Source organism: Dermacoccus sp. MPR-E5, assembly GCF_058809565.1.
The window spans coordinates 242138-264128 of sequence record NZ_JBXASS010000001.1 but is presented as its reverse complement, the minus strand read 5'-3'; the positions used below and the strand labels follow the sequence as shown (position 1 = coordinate 264128).

At 69.0% G+C, this 21991-nt stretch carries 20 protein-coding genes; 5 read left to right on the top strand and 15 right to left on the bottom strand.

The window, feature by feature from the left end; genetic code table 11:
- Nucleotides 1-8 precede the first annotated feature (8 nt).
- The 11 genes from tatC to AC1RS9_RS01090 form a co-directional block, all read right to left on the bottom strand.
- A complete protein-coding gene (tatC, locus tag AC1RS9_RS01140) occupies nucleotides 9-833 on the bottom strand; it encodes a twin-arginine translocase subunit TatC (protein WP_006947222.1) in 825 nt (274 codons plus the stop codon).
- A gap of 17 nt (nucleotides 834-850) precedes the next feature.
- Entirely contained in the window at nucleotides 851-1135 is a 285-nt protein-coding gene (gene tatA, locus AC1RS9_RS01135; RefSeq protein ID WP_006947258.1) for a Sec-independent protein translocase subunit TatA, read from the bottom strand.
- A gap of 56 nt (nucleotides 1136-1191) precedes the next feature.
- Nucleotides 1192-1533 carry a hypothetical protein gene (locus AC1RS9_RS01130; protein WP_006947226.1) on the bottom strand — a complete coding sequence of 114 codons (342 nt, stop codon included), beginning with the start codon at nucleotides 1531-1533 and terminating at the stop codon, nucleotides 1192-1194.
- Nucleotides 1530-2606: a helix-turn-helix transcriptional regulator gene (locus AC1RS9_RS01125; RefSeq protein WP_006947310.1), complete on the bottom strand. Its 1077-nt coding sequence runs from the start codon at nucleotides 2604-2606 to the stop codon at nucleotides 1530-1532. Before AC1RS9_RS01125 ends, AC1RS9_RS01130 begins: the two co-directional genes overlap by 4 nt.
- The gene (locus AC1RS9_RS01120) at nucleotides 2603-3595 is read right to left on the bottom strand and encodes a helix-turn-helix transcriptional regulator (RefSeq protein WP_006947232.1); all 993 of its coding nucleotides are present in this window, start codon (nucleotides 3593-3595) and stop codon (nucleotides 2603-2605) included. Before AC1RS9_RS01120 ends, AC1RS9_RS01125 begins: the two co-directional genes overlap by 4 nt.
- 206 nt (nucleotides 3596-3801) lie before the next feature.
- Entirely contained in the window at nucleotides 3802-4221 is a 420-nt protein-coding gene (locus AC1RS9_RS01115) for an FKBP-type peptidyl-prolyl cis-trans isomerase (RefSeq protein WP_006947303.1), read from the bottom strand.
- A gap of 41 nt (nucleotides 4222-4262) precedes the next feature.
- On the bottom strand, nucleotides 4263-5312 hold the full coding sequence (locus tag AC1RS9_RS01110) for an FKBP-type peptidyl-prolyl cis-trans isomerase (protein ID WP_074039273.1): 1050 nt from the start codon (nucleotides 5310-5312) through the stop codon (nucleotides 4263-4265).
- Between the two features lie 104 nt (nucleotides 5313-5416).
- Nucleotides 5417-6790, bottom strand: a complete 1374-nt coding sequence (gene pafA / locus AC1RS9_RS01105; RefSeq protein ID WP_006947220.1) for a Pup--protein ligase — start codon at nucleotides 6788-6790, stop codon at nucleotides 5417-5419.
- Nucleotides 6791-6915: 125 nt separating this feature from the next.
- Nucleotides 6916-7107, bottom strand: a complete 192-nt coding sequence (locus AC1RS9_RS01100) for a ubiquitin-like protein Pup (protein WP_074045330.1) — start codon at nucleotides 7105-7107, stop codon at nucleotides 6916-6918.
- Nucleotides 7108-7286: 179 nt separating this feature from the next.
- Nucleotides 7287-8804 (bottom strand): depupylase/deamidase Dop, encoded by a 1518-nt coding sequence (gene dop / locus AC1RS9_RS01095; protein WP_492920235.1) that lies wholly within the window; start codon nucleotides 8802-8804, stop codon nucleotides 7287-7289.
- Between the two features lie 70 nt (nucleotides 8805-8874).
- Entirely contained in the window at nucleotides 8875-10887 is a 2013-nt protein-coding gene (locus AC1RS9_RS01090) for an MFS transporter (protein ID WP_492920233.1), read from the bottom strand.
- 113 nt (nucleotides 10888-11000) lie between these two features.
- Between AC1RS9_RS01090 and AC1RS9_RS01085 the strand changes: the two genes are divergently transcribed.
- Complete coding sequence (locus AC1RS9_RS01085; protein WP_144694029.1) at nucleotides 11001-11357, top strand: DUF3054 domain-containing protein; 357 nt, start codon at nucleotides 11001-11003, stop codon at nucleotides 11355-11357.
- 141 nt (nucleotides 11358-11498) lie between these two features.
- Here the strand turns inward: AC1RS9_RS01085 and arc are convergent, their stop codons facing one another.
- The 3 genes from arc to AC1RS9_RS01070 form a co-directional block, all read right to left on the bottom strand.
- Nucleotides 11499-13130, bottom strand: a complete 1632-nt coding sequence (gene arc, locus AC1RS9_RS01080) for a proteasome ATPase (RefSeq protein ID WP_144694031.1) — start codon at nucleotides 13128-13130, stop codon at nucleotides 11499-11501.
- 210 nt (nucleotides 13131-13340) lie between these two features.
- On the bottom strand, nucleotides 13341-14549 hold the full coding sequence (locus AC1RS9_RS01075; protein WP_144694033.1) for a tRNA (adenine-N1)-methyltransferase: 1209 nt from the start codon (nucleotides 14547-14549) through the stop codon (nucleotides 13341-13343).
- An 11-nt stretch (nucleotides 14550-14560) separates the two neighbouring features.
- Nucleotides 14561-15736, bottom strand: coding sequence for a site-2 protease family protein (locus AC1RS9_RS01070; RefSeq protein WP_144694035.1), 1176 nt, complete (start codon nucleotides 15734-15736; stop codon nucleotides 14561-14563).
- A gap of 33 nt (nucleotides 15737-15769) precedes the next feature.
- Here AC1RS9_RS01070 and AC1RS9_RS01065 point away from each other — a divergent pair, with 33 nt between their 5' ends.
- The 4 genes from AC1RS9_RS01065 (at nucleotide 15770) to thiC (ending at nucleotide 21076) form a co-directional block, all read left to right on the top strand.
- Nucleotides 15770-16615, top strand: coding sequence for a RecB family exonuclease (locus AC1RS9_RS01065; protein ID WP_074039296.1), 846 nt, complete (start codon nucleotides 15770-15772; stop codon nucleotides 16613-16615).
- Between the two features lie 293 nt (nucleotides 16616-16908).
- A complete protein-coding gene (locus AC1RS9_RS01060) occupies nucleotides 16909-18099 on the top strand; it encodes a CE1758 family FMN-dependent luciferase-like monooxygenase (protein ID WP_074039298.1) in 1191 nt (396 codons plus the stop codon).
- A gap of 103 nt (nucleotides 18100-18202) precedes the next feature.
- Entirely contained in the window at nucleotides 18203-18913 is a 711-nt protein-coding gene (locus AC1RS9_RS01055) for a CE1759 family FMN reductase (RefSeq protein ID WP_492920229.1), read from the top strand.
- Between the two features lie 297 nt (nucleotides 18914-19210).
- A complete protein-coding gene (gene thiC, locus AC1RS9_RS01050) occupies nucleotides 19211-21076 on the top strand; it encodes a phosphomethylpyrimidine synthase ThiC (RefSeq protein ID WP_136788364.1) in 1866 nt (621 codons plus the stop codon).
- Between the two features lie 161 nt (nucleotides 21077-21237).
- On the opposite strand, the gene AC1RS9_RS01045 is transcribed toward thiC, so the two are convergent.
- Nucleotides 21238-21990, bottom strand: coding sequence for an HAD family hydrolase (locus AC1RS9_RS01045; RefSeq protein WP_136788365.1), 753 nt, complete (start codon nucleotides 21988-21990; stop codon nucleotides 21238-21240).
- Between the last annotated feature and the right edge of the window lies 1 nt (nucleotide 21991).

Here is a 21991-nt window from a genome sequence, read left to right as displayed (position 1 = left end):
CCTGGGCCTCACAGGGCCGAGGCCTGGTCGTCGCTGACGTCCATCCAGGCCGGACGCTCACGCTTCTCCTTGCGTGCACGCCACGCGTCGAGTGCGAGGGCTAGCCCCGCGCTGCCGAAGAACAGCACGATGAGCGGCACTGCCATGAGGAACATCGTGTAGACGTCCGGCGTCGGCGTCATGATGGCCGCGAAGGCCACTGCGATGATGACGGCGAAGCGCCACCCCTTGAGCATGATCCGGCCCTTGAGCACGCCGACCGCGTTGAGTGCCAGCAGCAGGATCGGCAGCATGAACGTCAGCCCGAACGACAGGATGAAGCGGGTGACGAACGAGAAGTACATCCCGCCGTCGGCGAAGTTGGCCGCGCCGCGCGGCGTCGCACTGATGAACATCTCGACGGCGTTGCCGAAGGTCAGCGACCCCATGTAGACGCCGCAGGCGAACAGCACGATCGCTGAGGCGACGAAGATGCGGCCGACGCGCTTTTCCCGCGGCGTCAGGCCGGGCACGAGGAAGGCCCAGATCTGCCACAGCCACACGGGCGCCGCGAGGATGAGGCCGGCCCACGCCACGACCTTCAACTTGAGGTTGAACGGCGCCGTGACGGCGTTGAACGCGACCTCGACGTGCGCCTCGGGGTGGGCGTGCTGGTAGTCGCGGAACGGCTGCTCGATGAAGTCGTAGATGTTCTGGTAGTAGTGCCAGCCGATGATGCAGCACAGCAGGATCGCGACGCCGGCGACGATCGCGCGGTTGCGGAATTCGCGCAGATGGTCGCCGATGGACATCCGCGCTTCGGGGTTGTCCTTGCGTCGTCCGAAGATTGCCACGAGCGAACGGGATCCGATCAGACGTCGTTGCGGTGCGCGTCGGTGCGCGTCACGGGGTCACCGGAGTGGACCGGGTTGCCGTTGGCGTCGTGCACCGGGTTCGCCGTCTCACCCTCGACGGTGGCGCCGGAGGCCTTCGACCGGTTGCTCTCCGTCTTCATCTCGTCGATCTCGCTCTTGAGGATGCGCGAGCTGCGCCCGAGGCTGCGCGCCATGTCGGGCAGCTTCTTCCAGCCCAGGAGCACGACGATGACGAGCACCAGGATGAGCAGTGACGCGGGGTGTTCGAGCAGGTTTTTCATGGCCAGTCCTTGAGTCCCGGGAGTTTCCGGCGCGGCGGCAGCCGCATGGTCGTCGTTCACTCTAGTGGATCGCGCCAAGACGACCACACCTCGGCCTGGGAGTCCAAGCGCAGGTCGCGCTGCCGTTCGCGGGCCCGCTGACGCTCGCCTCGCCAGTGCGAGGCCGGCTTGTTCCACGCGAGATCGTCGACGCCCTGCGTGACGAGCGCCGCACTGTTCTCGGCGGCGGATCGCTGCTCGGCGAGGTTGCGCGCCTCGTCGAGACGCGACCACGCCTCGGACGTCGTGCGGGCGAAGTCGCGCGCGTGCGGCCACACGCGCCAGCATCGCCAGGCGAGGTAGGCGACGGCCGTGACCCAGAAGATCGCCCAGAACAGCAGCCACATCCACCACGTCACGGCACGGTGCCCCCGAGCATCTCGGCGTAGGCGTCGAGGGCGCGGCGGGCCTCGTCGGCGACCTGCGCCCGCACCGCGGCAGGCGCGAGCACCTGGGCGTCCCGGCCGAGCTGCAGCAGCAACCGGCGCAACCAGCGCCCGTCGCCGAGGACGAGCGAGACGTCTGCGTGCTCGCCGTCGTCGGATCGTTCGACGTCGAAGCACGGGTAGTAGTCGATGATCCAGAACGCGGCCCGCTGCACCCGCAGACGCACCTGCGGCGCGTCGGGGCTGGGGGCGAAGAAGCCGCGCGAGAGGTCGGTGCGCTGCGCGTCCTGCGGGATCTCGGCCCGGACATCGAGGAGCTCGACGCTCTCGATGCGGTCGAGACGGAACGTGCGCATGCCCTCGGCGCGACGGCACCACCCTTCGAGGTACCAGTGGCCGTCGGAGGTGAACAGGCGCAGCGGGTCGACGTCACGCTCCGTCACCTCGTCCCGGGCCGGCGCAAGGTAGCGCAGGTGCACCCGATGTGCGCGGCGCACCGCGTCCTGCAGCGTGCTGAGCACCTGCTCACCATCGCGTTCGAGGCTGACGTGGACGCGTGCGGCGCCGCTCTCCCCCGTCGCCTCGCTCAGCTTGGCGAGGGCGCGATCGACGGCGTCGCGCTCCTGCAGCCCGGGCACGTCGAGCAGCGTGCGCAGCCCGACGGTGAGGGCGAGCGCCTCGTCGCGGGTGAAGCGCAGCGGTTTGGCGATGGCGTCGGCGTTGCGGATGTAGACACGCCCCTGCTCCCACTCGGCCTCGATGAGGTCGTCGGGCATGTGGCCGGGTGTGCCGCAGACGAAGAGCAGCTCGAGGTCGGCCTCGATCTGCGCGCGGCTGACGCCGAGGGTGCGGGCCGCCTCCTCGATGTCGATGCCCTGACGGTTCATCAGCCACGGCACCATCGTGAGCAGCCGTGACAGGCGCGTCGTCGCCGCTTCGGAGTTGATCGGCCCCGAGTTGATCGACCCCGAGCTGATGGACCCCGTGTCGGCGGACCCAGAGTCGATCGCCCCAGAGCGGGCGGCCTTGTCAGTGCGGGCGTTCATGGTGCAGTCTCCGCCGTCTGGGCTTCATAGGCGCCCCGCAGGCGCGCCATGACACGTTCGCGCAGCTCGTCGGGCTTCTCCACGAGCACGTCGGCGCCGAAGGAGACGACTTCGTCGGCGAGCACGCCGGGGTCGGCGTACTCGATGTCGATGAGCTGCCACGTCTCGTCGATGACGCCGACGGTGCGGGCGCGCCGCACGAGCGAGTGTCCTCGCCCCGCGCGCACCCGCAGGACGGCAGGCGCCCAGTCGGGGGTGCGTTCGGTACGTTCGATGAGGGCGCTCGTGTCGTGATCGTCCGGCACCTCGTAGGCGCCCGGCTTGCCGACGAGTCGCACCGGGCCCTCGATTCGCGAGAGACGGAAGACGCGCGGCGCGTCACGGTCGGTGTCGAACCCGGCGACGTACCAATGACCCCGGCGGTTCGTCACCGTCCACGGCTGAACGTGACGCACAGCGCTCTCCCGCCCGGCCGCGCGGTAGGTGAACGTGATGGCGCGCCGCGTCATCACCGCGTCCTTGACGGCGTCGAAGGCGGGTTCGCTGGTGCGGATACGAGGTTCGAGGCCGACGACCGATTCGACGTCGGGGCTGATGTCGAGCGCCTCGAGCTTGCGCATCGCCGCCGCCGCAGGGCCGGCGAGGCTGGCCTGCTGCCACGCACGCGAGGCGAGGCCGAGGACAGCGAGTTCGTCGGCGTCGAAGTGCAGGTCGGGCAGCTCGTACTCACGCTTGTCGATGCGGTAGCCGATCTCGTCCTCGAACAGGATGTCGATGGGTTCGGCGCGCAGCGGGATGCCGAGCTCACGCAACTCGTCCTTGTCCCGCTCGAACATCCGGTCGAAGGCTTCGTCGTTCGGTGCCTCGGTGTACGGGCGCACGGCCTGACGGATGGCGTCCTTCGTCAGCGGCCTGCGCGTGTAGAGCAGCGCGATGACGAGGTTGAGCAGGCGCTCGGTCTTCGCCTCCGGGGTGGGTCGTGCTGCCACGCTCGCTCCTTCGTCGCTGTCGGGTCTGACGCCGTGGTCCTGCTGCAGAGCCTACCCTCTCATTCGCACAGGTGTGCGATTGGCGGCACTCGGCCCCGCGTGATGGCCACGGGCACGCAGAACGGGGTGAGTACCGATGGCACTCACCCCGTCTTGTTGCTCAGGCCGAACCCACTCGCGGGACGACCAGAGCGGCGAAGGCTACCTCAGCGCAGGCCGAAGGAGCGTCCAGCGCCGGGCTTGTTCGTCGAAACGAGGTCGACGACGAAGATCAGCGTCTCGTTCGGGCCGATCGAGGCACCCGCGCCGCGCTCGCCGTAGCCGAGCGCCGGCGGGATGATGATCTTGCGGCGGCCGCCGACCTTCATGCCGAGCAGGCCCTCATCCCAGCCCTGGATGACCTGGCCGACGCCGGCGGTGAACTCCAGCGGCTCGCCGCGGTTCCACGAGGCGTCGAACTCCTCGCCGGTCGACCAGGAGACGCCGACGTAGTGCGCCTTGATGATGTCGCCGGCCTCGACGGTGGCGCCGTCACCAACGGTGATGTCCTCGACGACGAGTTCCGCCGGCGGGGTGTCACCGGGGAAGTCGATCTCGGGCTTGGTCGTCTTGGGGTCGAAACCCATGGTTGCTCCTTCGAGAAAGTGTCGCTGACAGGCTCAGCGTGTCAGTTGGCGGCGAGGATGTCGACGACGAACACGAGGGTGTCGGTGCCCTTGATGCCCGCCTGCTGGTTGCCGTCCTTGCCATAGCCCTCGGACGGCGGCACCACGACGAGCACGCGGCTGCCGACCTTCTGGCCGACGAGCGCCTTGTCCCAGCCGGTGATGACCTGGCCCTTGCCGATGACGAACACCGACGGCTTGCCACCGTCGTTGTGCTTCGCGGTGGCGTCGAAGATCGTCGACGTGCCCCAGATCTGGCCGGTGTAGCTGACGGCGACCGAGTCGCCGGAGGCGACCTTCTTGCCGTTGCCCTCGATGAGGGTGGCCGTCTTGAGGCTCGTCGGGGCCTTCGCGCCCTTGGCGACGGTGATGCTCGCCTGCTTGCCCTGGCCGGCGGGGACGCTGACCTTCGGCATGTCGGCGGGCGCGTCCTTGGTCGTGCCCTGGGCCTCCTTGAGCGGCGTGTCGGTGGCCTTGATCTCCATGTAGAGCACGAGGTTGTCGTTCGCGCCGACACCGATCTTCTCGTTGCCCGCGGCACCGAAGCTGTCCTTCGGCGGCAGGGAGACGACGAGCTTCGTCCCGGCCTTCTGGCCCTTCAGGGTGCTGATGATGCCCGGCAGGTTGTTGTTGTCGCTCATGTTGAAGCTGGGCACGGTCTCACCGAACGTCGAACCGATCGTCTTGCCGGTCGTGCCGTTCACCATGACGAAGTTGGCCTTGACGATGTCGTTGTCGCCGACCGTCTTGCCGGAACCCTGCGTCAGGATCTTCGGCTTCGTGCTGCTCGTGCCGAACGGCAGCTTGTCCTTCGGGATCGAGACGGTGGGCTTCGCAGCGTCCTTCGTGTCGACCTTGACGTCGTCGAGGTTGCCCTTCGTCGCGGGTGCGGACAGCCCGCTCGACGACGACGGTGACGATGCGTTCGACGACGCGCTGGCGCCGGAGGAGCCGCTCGAGCTCTTGGAGGCCTTCGAGTCGTCGTTGCCGCATCCGGCCAGGAAGACGATGGGCAGAGCGGCCAGGGCAAGCAGACGCTTGGGGGAAGTCACAGCAGAGGATCCTCGCGCGATGGGTGACAGGTCGTCCGCCACGATAACCCGCGTGGGGTGTGCTTTGCCTGGCAAGGGCCTGTGCGTCCGAGCCCGCAGGCGTCTCAGACGGGCGTCGTCAGGCTCTCGACGAGACGATCGACGCGGGCATCGGTGGCGAGGAACGGATCCTTGCACATGAGCGTGCGGCCGGCTTGGTCGTTGAGCTTGAGGTGCACCCAGTCGACGGTGAAGTCACGCCCCGCCTCACGCGCGGCCCTGACGAAATCGCCGCGCAGCTTCGCGCGTGTTGTCTGTGGCGGCGTCGTCATGGCCTCGGTGACGCGGGCGTCGTCGACGATGCGTCGCACGCGTCCAGCCTTCTCGAGCAGGCCGAACACGCCGCGTCCGGCGCGGATGTCGTGGAACGTGAGGTCGAGTTGGGCGAGCTTCGGGTCGTCCAACTCGAGGCCCTGACGCGCCGCGTAGTCGGTGAGCAGCTTGCGCTTGATGACCCATTCGATCTCGGTCTCGATGCCGGTGAAGTTCTGCGATTCGACCGCCTCGAGGGTGCGCCCCCACAGGTCGAGGACGTCCGCGATCGCCGGGTCGGGGTCGCCCTCGCGCTCGACGAACGCCGTCGCGCGCTCGAGGAACATGTGCTGCATCGCGAGGGCCGTCATGCTCGTGCCGCCCTGCAGCTCGATGACGCACTGGCCGGTGGGGTCGGCGGAGACGTCGCGGATCGCCTGGATCTGGTTGGCGAGGTGCAGGCGCGGGAAGCTCTCCCCCGCCTCGATCATGCGCAGCACGAGGTGGGCGGAGCCGACCTTGAGCAGCGTCGTCGCCTCGCTCATCGTCGAGTCGCCGACGATGACGTGCAGGCGACGGTAGCGCGCCGAGTCGGCGTGCGGTTCGTCGCGGCTGTTGATGATGGGGCGTGAGCGCGTCGTCGCGCTCGAGTAGCCGTCCCAGATGTGCTCGGCGCGCTGCGTCAGGTTGAACACGGTGCGCCCGTCGCGCACGAGCAGCTTGCCGGCGCCCGCGACGAGCTGGCGGGAGACGAGGAACGCGACGAAGATCTCCGCGATGCGGTTCATGTCGGCGCCGCGATCGAGCAGGAAGTTCTCGTGGCAGCCGTAGGAGTTGCCCGCCGAGTCGGTGTTGTTCTTGAATACGTAGATCGTGCCGTCGACGCCGTCCTCCGCCAGGCGCGCCTGGGCGTCGCTCGTCATGTCGTCGAGGATGCGCTCGCCGGCGCGATCCTGGGCGACGAGATCAAGCAGCGAATCGCACTCGGCCGTCGCGTACTCGGGGTGCGCGCCGACGTCGAGGTAGAGGCGCGAGCCGTTGTCGAGGAAGACGTTGCTCGAACGCCCCCACGCGACGACCTTGCGGAACAACGCGCGGCTCACCTCGTCAGGCGTCAGGCGACGCTGACCGTTCGTCGTCGCGGTGACGCCGAACTCCGTCTCGATGCCGTAGATGCGGCGTTCCATGGCTGCTCCTGATCGTCTGACTGGCTGCTGAGGTCGTGACTGGACGCGGTGTCAGGGCCGCTCGCGGTGGTGTCGCGTTATTGCGTTATCGCGTCAACCCTGCGTCGGGCGCGTAGCCCATGGCGTCACTCGCCGCCCTTCTGCACGAACCCGGAGACGAACTCGCTCGCATTGGTCTCGAGCACGCCGTCGATCTCGTCGAGCATCGAGTCGATGTCGCTCGTCGACGACGCCGCCTGCACCTGGCCGGCGTCTGCGCCTGCCTCGAACTCGTCGTCGCTTTTGCCGCCGGCGTTCTTGAATTGCTGACCGCTCATCGTTGCTCCTCGAAATGACGTCGCTGGTTGCTGTTCGCCACCCTATCGCCGCCCGAACGCCGGAGCGCTCGTTGCACGAGTAATGCGCATCTGCAGGAGGAATGAGCGGCACAAACCCCGTGCACTTGCACAATTCTCGAGCAGCTTTGCCACGGCGTCGCGCAGCCCGCCCCGATCGCTCACTCCACGACGAGGTCGGGTCCGACCTGAGCGATGAGGTGCTCGACGTCGGCGTCGAACCAACCGCGGGTCTGGTCGGCGCTGCCGGCGAGCGGCTCGGGCAGACGGATGCGCGTGTAGCTCGACGGCTGGGTGGTGCGGTAGACCATCCCGTCCCAGGATGCGGAAGCGACGTCGCTGCCGAACGCCTCGATGCTCTTGCCGCGCAACCATGCTCGCGTGTCGCGCGGGGGCTCGACGACGGCGCGCGCGACGTCCTCGTCACTGACGACGCGCATGAAACGACCGGCGCGTTCGAACGTGTGGAAGAGGCCCTTGTCGGCGCGCACGTCGGACCACTGGATGTCGAGCGCGCGCAGGCGCGGGTCGTCCCACCCGACATCATGGCGCGTCATGAACGCCTCCATGACGCTCTTCTTCGCCACCCAGTCGAGGTCGGCCGCGAGGCTCATGGGGTCGCGACGCAGCCCGTCGAGGACGCGCCCCCAGTGCTCGAAGACCTCGCGCGTCTGCTTCTCGACCGGGTCGTCGCCGCGCCGCTGCCACCACGTGTGCGTGGCATCGCGGTACACCTCGAGGATGTCGAGCGCGCTCATCGCGCGGCCGTCGACGAGGTCGAGCGGCTCGGCGAGCGTCAGGTCGTAACTGACGGCGCGCATCGACGTGACCGGTCGCGCGAGGACGATCCGCGGCAGGGCCTCGTCCTCGAGGGCGCCGAGCACGAGGCTCGTCATGCCCATCTTGAGCAGGTTCGCGACGTCGGCGTGGTTGGCGTCGCCGACGATGACGTGCAGGCGGCGATACTTGCGGTGGTCGGCGTGCGGTTCGTCGCGCGTGTTGATGATGGGACGCTTCAACGTCGTCTCGAGACCGACCTCGGCCTCGAAGAAGTCGGCGCGCTGAGTGAGCTGGAAACCGGCCCGCTCGCTCTCGGTGCCGATGCCGACGCGGCCGCTGCCGGTGACGACCTGACGCGCGACGAAGAACGGCGTCATGCCCGCGACGACGCGCGCCCACGGCACGTCGCGGCGCAGCAGGTAGTTCTCGTGCGTGCCGTACGAGGCGCCCTGACCGTCGGTGTTGTTCTTGTACAGCTGCGTCGGGCCGTCCTCGTCGTCGGCGAGCAACGCCGCCGTGCGCCGCATGATGACCTCGCCCGCGCGGTCGTACGCGACGGCGTCGCGGGGCGTCGTCACCTCCGGCGAGCTGTACTCGGGGTGGGCGTGGTCGACGTACAGGCGCGCGCCGTTCTTGAGCACGACGTTGGCGAAGCTCGGGTCGATCTCGTCGGTCAGCTGGCTCTCGTGCGCGACCTCGCGAGCGATGTCGTAGCCGCGTTGATCGCGCAGCGGTGACTCGTCGCTGTAGTCCCACCGACTCTGCGCCGCGTTGAGCCCGACGTCGTTCGCGTAGGCGCGCACGACGAGGCCCGACAGCACCATCGGCGTCGTTCGTTGATCGCCGGGGCGCAGCACGCCGTACTCGGTCTCGATGCCCATGATGCGCTGAACCGTCATGGCGCCACCCTAGTGATGTTGCCCGGGATTCCGCGTGCCCGCGCCCGAAATCGCGGGCAACATCGGCGGGTCAGAGGGTGATGTCGGCGCTCACCGGTTCGGTGAGCACGGTGACGCTCGCCGCGGCTGTCGCGTCGTGCTCGGCATCGAGAGCGGCGACGACGTAGCGCCCACCCGGCGGCAGCGGCATGACGTAGCGACCTTCGCCGTCGGTGAGCGTGTCGGCGTGGTACTCGCCCGAGTGCTTGATGAGCGTCACCGGCACCTGCGCGGCTGGCGAACCGTCGCTGCGCCGCACGACGCCCGTGAGCTGCAGCGGGTCGACGAGGCTGAACTGCGGCAGACCGGGGCCCGCGACCTCGACGATCCGCGAGCGCGTGGCCCAGCCCTCGGCGGAGGCGACGAGCACGTAGCGTCCCGCGCCGGGCAGGGCGAGGCGATAGCGCCCGTCGTCGTCGACGCGCCCCCAGTCGAGGTGGGCGCCGTCGCTCGCGAGCACCGTCACGACGCCGCGGCGTACGGGGTGGCCGTCGAGGCCGACGAGTGTGCCGGTCGCGACGATCTCGCGGCTGTCGCCACCACGCACGGCGTCCTTGTCGGCGCTCGTCGGGGCGGGGTGCGTCGCGGGGGTGGCGCTCGGTGCGCTCGCGGACGCGGGCTGCGCCGTCGGCACGAACGCAGCGACGATGGCGGAGGCGAGCGCCGCGATGGCGGCCATGACGAAGACGGCCTTGAACGCGGCGAGCTTCGGCAGGTCGTGCCCGTCGACGTGCATCGCCATGTTCGTCAGGATCGCCGCGACGGCGGCGGACGACGTCGACGTGCCGATCGAGCGCAGCAGCGTGTTGAGGCCGTTCGCGGAGGCGGTCTCCGTCAGCGGCACCGACCGCATGATGAGTGTCGGCATCGCGGCGTACGCGAACGCGGTCGCGGCGCTGCACAGCGTGGCGCCGAGCACGACCTGCCACACCGCGCCGGTGAGGAAGACGCGCAGCGTGTACGACGCGGCAAGGCCGAGCGCGCCGGCGAGCAGTGTCGTGCGGGCGCCGAAGCGCTTCGTGACGGCAGCGCTCGCGGGCGACAGCACGACCATCGCGAGGCCACCGGGCAGCATCGCGACGCCCGCGGCGATGACGGACATGCCGAAGCCGTACCCGGTGATCTCGGGCATCTGCAGCTGCTGCGTCGTCGTCATCATGTTGGCGTACATGGCGAAGCCGACGAGCAGGCTCGCGGCGTTCGTCAGCAGCACGGGGCGTCGCGCCGAGGTGCGCAGATCGACCATCGGCGAGTTGTGACGCAGTTCGTACGGCGCCCAGACGGCGAACAGCGCGATGCTCGCGGCGAACAGGAGCAGGACGCGCTCGCTCCCCCAACCCCACTGCCCGCCCTTGGTGATGGGCACGAGCAGGCACAGCAGCGCCGCCGACAGCAGCACGGCGCCGACGAGGTCGAAGCGTCCGCGCGAGGTGACCTTCGATTCGGGCACGACGAGCGCGACGGCCGCGAACATGAGGCTCGCGGAGACGACCGACACCCAGAACACCATGTGCCAGGAGAAGTGCTCGACGAGGAAACCGGCGAGCGGCAACCCGATCGCGGAGCCGATGCCGAGGGTCGCGCTCATCGTCGCGACGGCGCCGCCCACCTTCTCGCGTGGCAGCTCGTCGCGCAGGATGCTGATGCCGATCGGGATCATCGACGCGCCCACGCCCTGGAACGTGCGCGCGACGACGAGCGCGCCGAGCCCCGAGCCGATACCACCGATGACCGAGCCGACGATGACGAAAGCCAGCGACACGAGCATGATCTTCTTCTTGCCGACCATGTCCGCCAGGCGCGCCAGGATGGGCGTCGCGACGGCACCCGCGAGCAGCGTCGCGGTGACGAGCCATGAGGTGTTGTCGGCGCTCGTGTGCAGCAGCGTCGGCCACTCGGGGATGAGCGGGATGACGAGCGTCTGCTGCAGCGCGACGACGGTGCCGGCGATGCACAAGACGGCGGCGATCAGGCTCTGACGCGACGAGCCCGCACCGGAGCGGGCCGAGGGCTCGGCGTGGGCGGGTGAGTGACGGCTGGGCACGAAGCTCCTCGGGCGACGACTATTGAATTGACAATAAATATAGTCGATGTTGTCCGGGTTCCGCGGCGTCTGCGCTGCGAAACCCGGGCAAGATCGGCGGATACGGTGGGGTCATGCTTGCTCTCGCGCCGCTTCTCGACCTGCTCGTCGTCCTCGTCTTCGCCGCCGTCGGACGGCGCAACCACGGCGAGGCCGACGCCCTCACCGGCATCGTGACGACGGCGTGGCCGTTCGTCGTGGGAGCGATCGTCGGGTGGATCGTCCTCGTCGTCATGAAGCGATTGCCGGGGCGCTCGCTGACGTCGGGAGTGATCGTGTGGCTGACGACGGTCGTCGTCGGAATGATCCTGCGTCAGGTCTCCGGGCACGGCACGGCCGTCGCGTTCGTCATCGTCGCGCTGGCGTTCAACGGCGCGTGCATGCTCGGCTGGCGTCTCGTCGCGCGCGTGCTGGAACGTCGTCGCGCTTGATCCGGCTCCCCGTTCGGGAATCGCCGCAGCGATGCGGCACCTCGCGCCCTCGCCCGCATGGCGCCCGACGAAGCCGAACTGGAACGCGGCGTCGCGCGGCTCGTCGAGGTGCTGCGGGACTGACCCGTGGCGACGCGTGAGTCAGTTCTTGTCCGCGAGCGTGCGGATGTTGACGATGCGCTCACCGCGGCGACCGGACACGCGGGCCCAGTCGTCGGGGTTGCTCGTGCCGGGCAGATCCTCGTTCTCGCGGAACTCGTCACGGCACGCCTGACGCACGTGCTCCGCGCGAATACCGCGCTCGCCGGAGGTAATGAGGGCCTTGATCGCGGCCTTCTTCGCGCGGTCGACGATGTTCTGGATCATCGCTCCGCTCGCGAAGTCGGCGAAGTACAGCACCTCGCGCGAACCGTCCGCGTACGTCGCCTCGAGGTAGGCGTGCGCGTCGTCGCGGGCATACAACTCCCCCGCAGCGATGTCGATGAGCGACGCCGCAACCTTCGACGGATCGCCGTCGTACGCGGCGATCTCGTCGGCGTGGAACGGCAGGGCCGGCGTCAGATACTTGCCGAAGATGTCGCGCCCGGCGACCTCGTCGGGGCGTTCGATGCGGATCTTGACGTCGAGGCGCCCCGGGCGCAGGACGGCCGGGTCGATCATGTCCTCGCGGTTGCTCGCGCCGATGACGATGACGTTCTCGAGGCTCTCGACGCCGTCGATCTCGGCGAGCAGCTGCGGCACGATCGTCGTCTCGACGTCCGAACTGACGCCGGCGCCACGGATGCGGAACAGTGACTCCATCTCGTCGAAGAACACGACGACGGGCGTGCCCGAACTCGCGACCTCACGCGCGCGCTGGAACAGCACGCGGATGTGACGCTCCGTCTCGCCGACGTACTTGTTGAGCAGCTCCGGGCCCTTGATGTTGAGGAAGTAGCTCGTCGCATCCGAGTTGCCCTGCTTCGCCGCGACCTGCTTCGCGAGCGACGCGGCAACCGCCTTGGCCACCAACGTCTTTCCACACCCAGGCGGGCCATAGAGCAGCACGCCCTTCGGTGGACGCAGGTGGTGCTCGGCGTACAGATCGGCGTGCAGGAACGGCAACTCGACGGAGTCGCGGATCGTCTCGATCTGCCCGGCGAGACCCCCGATGTCGGAGTAGTCGATGTCGGGCACCTCCTCGAGCCCGAGGTCGGAGACCTCTGCGCGCGTCAGCCGTTCGAGCACGAAACCGCTCTTGGCCTCCATGAGCAGCGTGTCGCCGGGACGCACCGTCACGTCCGCGAGCGGCCCGGCGGTACGGACGACACGTTCCTCGTCGTTGCCCGTCGCGACGAGCAGGCGGCCGTCCTCGAGCGTCTCCTTGAGCGTGACGGTCTCGCCTGCGCGCTCGAACCCGACGACCCTGACGATGTTCATGGCCTCGTTGACCATGACCTCCTGGCCGGGCACGAGCTCCTCGATCGTGATCGCGGGCGAGAACGACACGAGCATCTTGCGGCCCATGTAGAAGATGTCGGCGCTGCCGTCGTCATGCGCGGCGATGACGGTGGCGTAGTTGTTCGGCGGCTGCGCGAGACGTTCGATCTCACCCTTCATCGACGCGATCTGGTCGCGCGCATCCTTGAGCGTGCGCACGAGACGCTCGTTCTGCGACGACACCGTCGTCAACTGCGAACGCAGCCGCAGGACGTCGGCGGGCGACGTCGCGCCTGATGACATGTCGTTCGAGGACGACGTCCGGTCCGTCGGGTCGAACTTCGGGCCGCTCATCACCGTTTCCTTCGCCTTCGGGGTGCTCGTCAGAGCCGTCCGGCTTCTCGTGCGCACCGAAGCGCGGCCCGAGCAGCCACTCGTTCCACCCTATCGACCTGCGCACACCCGCGACGACGAAAGAGCACGACCCGTGTGGATCGTGCTCGTTCGACGAGGCGCTGATGGCTGGCTCGTGCCTCGATGACGACGTCTGAGACGACCCTCGCGTCAGTCCTGATCGGTTGCGACGGGCGCCTCGGCGTTCTCTGCTGCAGCGTCCGGTTCAGCAGCGACGGACGTCTCCGCATCGGCGGCCGAGCCGGCGCTCGCCTGCGCCACCGAAGCGTCGTCAGAGCCCGCTGGCGCCGCCGACTCAGGGGCGCGTGCGATGTCATCGCCTGCGAGCGCCTGTGCCGTCGGGGTGTTCTCGAACGAGCGCACGAGCTTGCGCATCTTCTTGTCGGAGACGGGGCGTTCGCCGACGGCTTCGGGTGTCCACGCGTCGTCGGGCGTGGGCTCCGGGGCGCTGGCGGGAGCGCCGTCGTCACCGTAGGCACCCTTGGCAGGGCGGCGCTTGACGAGCGGCGCGGCGACGCCGTCGGCGAGGCGGCGCGTGGAGATGAGGAAGCCGGTGTGGGCGTGCATGCGGTGCTCGGGGCGCACGGCAAGGCCTTCGAGGTGCCAGCCGCGCACGAGGCTCTCCCACGCGTTCGGCTCGGTGAAGCCGCCGTGATCGCGCGCGGCCTCGGCGACGCGCGACAACTGTGTCGCCGTCGCGACGTAACAGATGAGCACGCCGCCGGGCGCGAGCGCCTCGTGGACGACGTCGAGGCACTCCCAGGGCGCGAGCATGTCGAGCACGACGCGGTCGATCGTGCCCGACTCGACGGTCTGCGGCAGCGCCTCGACCAGGTCGCCGACGGTGATGCTCCACGCCGGGTGGTCGACGCCGAAGAACTCGCGCGCGTTGCCCGCGGCGATGGCGGCGAAGTCCTCGCGACGCTCGAACGAGTACAGGCGCCCGTCCTCACCGACGGCGCGCAGCAGCGACATCGACAACGCGCCCGAACCGACGCCCGCTTCGACGACGCGTGCGCCGGGGAAGATGTCGGCCATCGTGACGATCTGCCCGGCGTCCTTCGGATAGACGACGGCCGCGCCGCGCGGCATCGACATGACGTAGTCGCTCAGCAGCGGACGCACCGCGAGGTACTCGACGCCCGCCGTGTTCGTCACCGTCACCGCATCGTGCGAACCGATGAGGTCGTCATGCTTGATGTGACCGCGGTGGGTGTGGAACTGCTTGCCGGGCGTCAGCGTGATCGTGTGCATGCGCCCCTTGGGGTCGGTGAGCTGGATGCGCTCGCCCTCCCGGAAGGGGCCGCGGCGGTACTCGGCGCCGGTCGACGGGGCGGGGGTCTGATCGCTCTCGCTCATGGGGAGCAAGTCTAGGCGCCCCGCGGCATGGTGCCGCTCTCGTGTGCGTGACGCTGCATCGCACGCTCGAGGTCGGCGAGCGTCGCGATGCCGACCAGTCGCAGCGCGACCGGGTCGTCGGCAGCTGCGGGCTGCCCTTCCACCGGCATGCTGACGGTGACGACACCCGGCGTCGGATCGCCCTCGAACGCGGGCAGGATCGCCATCACGTCGTCCTGCGGTGAGGAGATGACGGCGCCCGCATGCGGCAGCAGGGCCTCGCCGAGGGCGCTCGCGGGCACGTGCGGGCGCTGATCCACGGGCACCCGCACGTGCGCACCGGGCGCGACGAGGGCGCTCGCGGCGCCGTCTGCGTCGATGAGGACGATCGTGTCGCCCGTCTCCGGCAGCGCCGCGACGGGCGTGCTCGCGGGGACGGCGACGGCGGGGCGCATGACGTCGGCGACTCGGATGCCGCCGAGGAACTCGCGGTTGATGCCGACGTTGACGGCGACGCTCGCGCCGCGCCAGAGGAACGAGGCGATGAACAGCAGCCACACGAGGCTCCACAACGAGCCGGGCGCGCGTACGAACCCGAGCACGGCCCACGCGGCCACGCCGATGGCGACGACGCGTCCGCACCAGCCGGCGGCCTTCATGCCCGTGGCGCGGTTGCCCGTCAGCTTCCACACGAGCGCGTCGACGAGGAACCCACCATCGAGCGGCAGACCGGGCAACGCGTTGAACGCCGCGACGAACGCGTTGCTCCACGCGAACGCCCCGAGCAGCAGCGGCACGGCGCCGTCGCCGTCACTCGCGCGGTGGCCGAGGAAGCCGATCACCGCGAGCACCGCGTTCGACAGCGGCCCGACGGCGGCGACGAGCGCGCTGCGTCCGGGCGTCGCGTCGGGGGTGTCGTAGCTCGTGTGGCCGCCCATGAGGTCGGCGACGATGTGCGTGACGCGGTAGTGGCAAGCCTGTGCGACGAGGGCGTGCGCCGCCTCGTGGACGAGCACGCTGAGCAGCAGCAACAACGCGTACCCGATGCCGACGACGTACGCGCCGAAACCCCATTCGGGGTGCAGCGAGGCGACCTGCGGGCCGAAGATCGCGACGATGATGACGGCGATGATCGGCCACGTGCGTCCGATGTAGACGGGCACGCCGCGCAGCGAGGCGATCTTGAGGCCGGGTGTTGGCTCGGGCATGCCCCAAGACTATGTGGGCCTTAGACTCCTCGGATGCCCGCTTCGTTGTCTCCGTCGCGCGCCTCCGACTTCATGCAGTGCCCCCTGCTCTATCGCTTCCGCGTCATCGACAAGCTGCCGGAGTCGCCGAGTGCGGCAGCGTCGCGGGGGACGCTCGTCCATTCGGTGCTCGAGCGCATCTTCGACGTCGACGCCCCGAAGCGCACGCTCGAGCGGGCGCTCGACCTCGTCCCCCATGCCTGGGAGGACATGCTCACCGACGAACCGGAGCTGGCCGAACTCGCGGGCAGCACACCGCACGATCTCGCGACGTGGCTGCGTGATGCGGAGAAGCTCGTCGAGAAGTGGTTCGCGATGGAGAACCCGCAGTTCCTCGAACCCGCCGAGCGCGAGCTCTACGTCGAGGCCGACCTCGACGGGCTCACGCTGCGCGGGTACATCGACCGCCTCGACGTCGCTTCCGGCGGGCAGATCCGCGTCGTCGACTACAAGACGGGACGGTCGCCGTCGGAGCTGTTCGAGGGCAAGGCGTTGTTCCAGATGAAGTTCTACGCGCTCGTCATCTGGCGCACGCGGGGCGTCATGCCGCTCATGCTGCAACTCGTCTACCTGGGCAACAGTCAGTTCCTGCGTTATCAACCCGACGAGGCCGACCTGCTCGCGCTCGAACGCAAGCTCAAGGCGCTGTGGCGCGCGATCGAGCGCTGTGCTCAGACGGGTGACTGGCGGCCCAAGAAGTCGCGCTTGTGCTCGTGGTGCGATCACAAGGCGCTCTGCCCGGAATGGGGCGGCACTCCCCCGCCGCTGCCCGAACACGCGGCGCGTCTCGCGCTCGATCCCCGCACCACCGGCGACCTCGGAGACGTCGATGACGACTGAAGGATGACCGTTCGGGCCGGTCGTCGAAGCGGCAACCACCGTCCGAGTGACGCGTTGCGGGCATCTATCGCCTCCTGCACTGCGCCCGCCCCCGCGACGAGGCTGACGACAACCGCTCATTCACCAACGTCCATCGAATGTGGACGAAAATCGCAGATGGGTACGGGAGTCGCGGTTGGGCCGCGCAGGGCCAGGGTCACCGGGGGCGCAGCTGGAATAACCGGCCGCGCCGTCCCGTTCCGCAAGTAGTTGCATTTTCAACTACATGAATGCATGGATCAAGGGAGGCCCTCATGCAGTTCGGCATCTTCACCGTCGGTGACGTCACGACGAACCCGACGACAGGGCGCACCGTCAGCGAGCACGAGCGCATCGCGAACACCGTCGAGATGGCGAAGCTCGCCGACGAGGTGGGCCTCGACGTCTTCGCCACGGGCCAGCACCACAACCCGCCGTTCGTCGCACCGGCCAACCCGGCCGTGCTGATGGCGAACCTCGCGGTGGTGACGAAGAACATCATCCTGTCGACGTCGACGACGCTCATCACGACGACGGACCCGGTGCGCATCGCCGAGGACTACGCCTACGCGCAGCATCTCGCCGGCGGCCGCGTCGACCTCATGCTGGGGCGCGGCAACACCGGCCCGGTCTACCCGTGGTTCGGCAAGGACATCCGCGACGGCATCCCGCTCGCCATCGAGAACTACGCGCTGCTTCGCCGCCTGTGGAACGAGGAGAACGTGACGTGGGAGGGCAAGTTCCGCACACCGCTGCAGGGTTTCACCTCGACGCCGCGCCCGCTCGACGACATCGCGCCGTTCGTCTGGCACGGCTCGATCCGCAGCCCCGAGATCGCGGAGCAGGCCGCCTACTACGGTGACGGTTTCTTCCACAACCACATCTTCTGGCCGCCGCAGCACGCTGCGCAGATGGTGCAGTTCTACCGGGAGCGCTTCGAGCACTACGGTCACGGCCGGGCGCAGGACGCGATCGTCGGCCTCGGTGGGCAGGTGTTCATGGCCGAGTCGAAGGCGAAGGCGATGGAGACGTTCCGCCCCTACTTCGATCACGCGCCGGTCTACGGCGGGGCAGGTTCGTTGGAGGACTACACGCGTCAGACGCCGCTGACGGTCGGCACGCCGGACGAGGTCGTCGAGGCCACGCTCGGCTTCCGCGACTACGTCGGTGACTACCAGCGTCAGCTGTTCCTCATCGACCACGCCGGGTTGCCGCACGCCGAGGTCATGCACCAGATCGAGCTGCTCGGCACGAAGGTCGTGCCGCAGCTGCGCGCCGAGATGGACGTCCGACGCGCCGCCGGCGTACCTGACGCCCCGACGCATGCCAGCCTGCTCGCTGCGCGCGCTGCCCAGACGACCGACACGCCCTCGGCTGACGCCGGTCAGATGGGCGGCGTCGAGACAGGTGTGCCGCGTGCTCCGAAGACCGACGACGTGACGGGAACGCGCGCCGAAGACCGTTGAGCATCAGCCCGGTTCGTCGACAACTCGGCTGACCGGGCCGGGCGGGCGACGCCGGCGGCGGCGTTACGCCCAAACTCAGAGCAACGAGACGAAGGAGAACACGATGATGAACTGGACGGCACGCCTCGCCGTGATCAGCGGCGGGTTGAGTGAGGAATCGTCGACGCATCGTCTCGCCCAGCTGCTGAGCGACGCGGTTGTCGAGAGTGCGCGGGAGCAGGGCAGCGAGGTCGTCGTCGAGCGGATCGACCTGCGGGCGCTGGCGCACGACATCACGACGGCGTCGTTGACGGGGTTCGCTCCCCCGGCGCTCGCGGACGCCTACGAGGTGCTGGGCGCGGCCGACGCCGTGGTCGCGGTGACGCCGACGTACAAGGCGAGCTTCACGGGCTTGTTCAAGTCGTTCTGGGATGCGACTGCGGGCGGCGTGCTGAGCGGCGTGCCCGTCATCGTCGGCGCGACGGGCGGTTCCGCCCGACACTCACTGGTGACGGACACCGCCTTGCGACCGCTGTTCGCGTACATGAAGGCGCTCGTCATGCCGACGGCGGTCTACGCCGCGCCCGACGACTGGGCCGGGCGAGGCCTGGAAGCGCGGGCGAGCGAGGCCGCCGGTGAGTTGACGCAGCAGCTAGAGCGCGTGCTCGGCGGAGCAGACGTGGCGGTGAACGGCGGTTCTGACGCGCGCGTGTCCAAGGATGGGGAAGCGCCGAGAACATCGTCGAAATCGGTTCGTACGCTTGCCGAGACGCGCAATCGGGCGCGCGATCCGTTCGTCGCGGTGCCGACGATGGAAGAGATGTTGCGCCGCTGAGCACGACTCGTGACCGGAGGGGTCCGTCAGGTTCGTCACGAACCTGACGGACCCCTCCGTCACGTTCGTCTGCGGGGATGTGCCATAGTCGGAAGCGTCCTTCGTGGGAGTCCTGAGAACAGGGCTGAGAGGGAGCTGATACTGCTCCGACCGCTACCCGACCTGACCCGGATCATGCCGGCGCAGGCAGCCAAGGAGACCTCATGGTCGCTCATCCTCCGTTCGGTGCCGACGTTCGTCGACGCCTGCTGCGTGGGGTCTTGCCGTGCCTTCGTCCGATCCGAAGGAGGCACCATCATGACGACGTTCAACTCCCGCGACCTCGCGGCCTCCACCGACCGAGCAGCCACGTCGCCGGCGTCGGCCCCCGTTCAGACGCGCGCAACCACCCCCGCTGACGGATCGGACGCTCGCCGCAAGCAGTACCGCGACGCGGACGGCCTGCGCGTGCCCTACACCGAGGTCATCCTCGACAACTCCCCCGGCACCGGCGCGGCCAACGCCCCCGTCGAGCTGTACGACACCTCCGGCCCGGGCAGTGACCCCGAGGTCGGACTGCCGCCGCTGCGCGCCGAGTGGATCGCCGAGCGCGACGACGTCGAGACCTACGCCGGCCGCGAACGCACCCTGCTCGACGACGGCCGCTCGGCCGTCCGACGCGGCGAGGCGAGCCACGAGTGGCGCGGCGAACGTCGCGCACCGCTGCGCTCCAAGGACGGTGCCGTCGTCACCCAGATGCACTACGCCCGCAAGGGATTGATCACCCCCGAGATGCGATTCGTCGCCGCCCGCGAGAACTGCGCCGTCGAACTCGTGTGCGACGAGGTCGCCGCGGGACGCGCGATCATCCCCGCCAACGTCAACCATCCGGAGAGCGAGCCGATGATCATCGGGCGTCGCTTCCTCGTCAAGGTCAACGCGAACATCGGAAACTCGGCCGTGACGTCGTCGATCGCCGAGGAGGTCGACAAGCTGACGTGGGCGACGACGTGGGGCGCCGACACCGTCATGGACCTGTCGACCGGTGACGACATCCACACGACGCGCGAGTGGATCATCCGCAACTCCCCCGTCCCGATCGGCACCGTGCCGATCTACCAGGCCCTCGAGAAGGTCAACGGTGAGGCCGACAAGCTGACGTGGGAGATCTTCCGCGACACCGTCATCGAGCAGTGCGAGCAGGGCGTCGACTACATGACGATCCACGCCGGCGTGCTGCTGCGCTACGTGCCGATGACGGCCGAGCGCATCACGGGCATCGTCAGCCGCGGTGGCTCGATCATGGCCGGCTGGTGTCTCGCGCACCACGAGGAGAACTTCCTCTACACCCACTTCGACGAGCTGTGCGAGATCTTCGCCCGCTACGACGTCGCCTTCTCCCTCGGTGACGGCCTGCGCCCTGGCTGCACCGCCGACGCCAACGACGAGGCGCAGCTTTCCGAGCTGCGCACCCTCGCCGAGCTGACGAAGCGGGCATGGCAGTTCGACGTCCAGGTCATGGTCGAGGGCCCCGGGCACGTGCCGCTCGACCTCGTCGAGGAGAACGTGCGCCTGCAGCAGGAGTGGTGTGACGGCGCGCCGTTCTACACGCTCGGCCCGCTCGTCACCGACGTCGCACCCGGCTACGACCACATCACTTCCGCCATCGGCGCGACGACGATCGCGATGGGTGGCACCGCGATGCTGTGCTACGTCACGCCGAAGGAGCACCTCGGCCTGCCGAACCGTGATGACGTCAAGACCGGCGTCATCACGTACAAGCTCGCGGCGCACGCCGCGGACGTCGCGAAGCGCCACCCCGGCGCGCGAGCGTGGGACGACGCGTTGAGCAAGGCGCGCTTCGAGTTCCGTTGGAACGACCAGTTCAACCTGTCGCTCGACCCCGACACCGCGCGCGAGTTCCACGACGAATCGCTGCCCGCCGAGGCCGCGAAGACAGCACACTTCTGCTCGATGTGCGGGCCGAAGTTCTGCTCGATGCGCATCAGCCAGGACGTGCGCGACCGCTTCGGCGACGCCGGCGCCCAGCAGCGCGTCGTCAGCGAGAGCGAGGCGCGCGAGGGCATGCAGCAGATGTCGAAGACGTTCGTCGAGCTCGGGCGCAGCGTCTACGTCGAACCCGACACCGCCCACGCCCTGGCAACCCCCACGCCCCAGGACTGACGGGTTCGCAACGGTGAGGGGTGGAGCAACTCGACTCCGCCCCTCACCGACTCCTGTCTCCGCCCCATCTGCGATCTACGTCCACATTCGCGAACGGCGTACCCATCTGCGATTTTCGGTCACATTCGCCGGTGCCACGGCCTGCCGGGCCGGCTCGAGCATCAGCGCGTCGCGCGAGCTTGCTCCGCCAGACGCGGCAGGTCGTCGAGGCTGACGGTGGCGAGGTCGGGGACGACGACGAGACCGTCGAGCTGCGGAATCTCGACGAGATGCGGCACGGCGAGCGTGGGGACGCCGGCCGCGACGGCCGAGCGCACGCCCGTCGCCGAATCCTCGATCGCGACGCACTGATCCGGGCGCAGGCCCAGCTCTGCCGCGGCCCGCACGTACGCCTCCGGGTCCGGTTTGCCCGCGCTCACCATGTCACCGGTGACGACGACCTCGAACGTCCCGGCCGGCAGCGCGTCGACGAGCACCCGCGCGAACGACTCGTACGACATCGTGACGAGCGCGCACGGCATCCCCGCCTCGTGGGCGGCGAGCAGCAGCTCCTGCGCGCCGGGGCGCCACGGCACGTGCTGCTTCAGCTTCTCGATGACCTGCTCGAGCAGGATGTCGACGATCTCGTCCGGCGTCAACGGAATACCCGTCTGATCCTTGATCATCCGACCCGTGACGGGCAGCGCGTTGCCGACGAGCTGGAACGCCTGCTCCTCGCTCCACGACGCCCCGTACGACTCGATCAGGCCGCGCTCGGCCTCCATCCAGTACGGCTCGGTGTCGATGACGGTGCCGTCCATGTCCCACAGGATCGCGCGGGGGGCATGCGAACCATGCGCCGCGCCCATGGATCTCGATGCGTCGAGCGCGTCGAGGTGGGCGTCGAGATGGTTCAGGTGCGGCGTCGGGTTCACG

Coding starts and splice junctions, on each gene's coding strand:
- AC1RS9_RS01055 (WP_492920229.1), top strand. CDS start 18,203: ATGATGAACTGGACGGCACGCCTCGCCGTGATCAGCGGCGGGTTGAGT.
- AC1RS9_RS01075 (WP_144694033.1), bottom strand. CDS start 14,549: ATGAGCGAGAGCGATCAGACCCCCGCCCCGTCGACCGGCGCCGAGTAC.
- AC1RS9_RS01060 (WP_074039298.1), top strand. CDS start 16,909: ATGCAGTTCGGCATCTTCACCGTCGGTGACGTCACGACGAACCCGACG.
- arc (WP_144694031.1), bottom strand. CDS start 13,130: ATGAGCGGCCCGAAGTTCGACCCGACGGACCGGACGTCGTCCTCGAAC.
- dop (WP_492920235.1), bottom strand. CDS start 8,804: ATGACGGTTCAGCGCATCATGGGCATCGAGACCGAGTACGGCGTGCTG.
- AC1RS9_RS01100 (WP_074045330.1), bottom strand. CDS start 7,107: ATGAGCGGTCAGCAATTCAAGAACGCCGGCGGCAAAAGCGACGACGAG.
- AC1RS9_RS01065 (WP_074039296.1), top strand. CDS start 15,770: ATGCCCGCTTCGTTGTCTCCGTCGCGCGCCTCCGACTTCATGCAGTGC.
- AC1RS9_RS01070 (WP_144694035.1), bottom strand. CDS start 15,736: ATGCCCGAGCCAACACCCGGCCTCAAGATCGCCTCGCTGCGCGGCGTG.
- thiC (WP_136788364.1), top strand. CDS start 19,211: ATGACGACGTTCAACTCCCGCGACCTCGCGGCCTCCACCGACCGAGCA.
- AC1RS9_RS01125 (WP_006947310.1), bottom strand. CDS start 2,606: ATGAACGCCCGCACTGACAAGGCCGCCCGCTCTGGGGCGATCGACTCT.
- pafA (WP_006947220.1), bottom strand. CDS start 6,790: ATGGAACGCCGCATCTACGGCATCGAGACGGAGTTCGGCGTCACCGCG.
- tatA (WP_006947258.1), bottom strand. CDS start 1,135: ATGAAAAACCTGCTCGAACACCCCGCGTCACTGCTCATCCTGGTGCTC.
- AC1RS9_RS01085 (WP_144694029.1), top strand. CDS start 11,001: ATGCTTGCTCTCGCGCCGCTTCTCGACCTGCTCGTCGTCCTCGTCTTC.
- AC1RS9_RS01115 (WP_006947303.1), bottom strand. CDS start 4,221: ATGGGTTTCGACCCCAAGACGACCAAGCCCGAGATCGACTTCCCCGGT.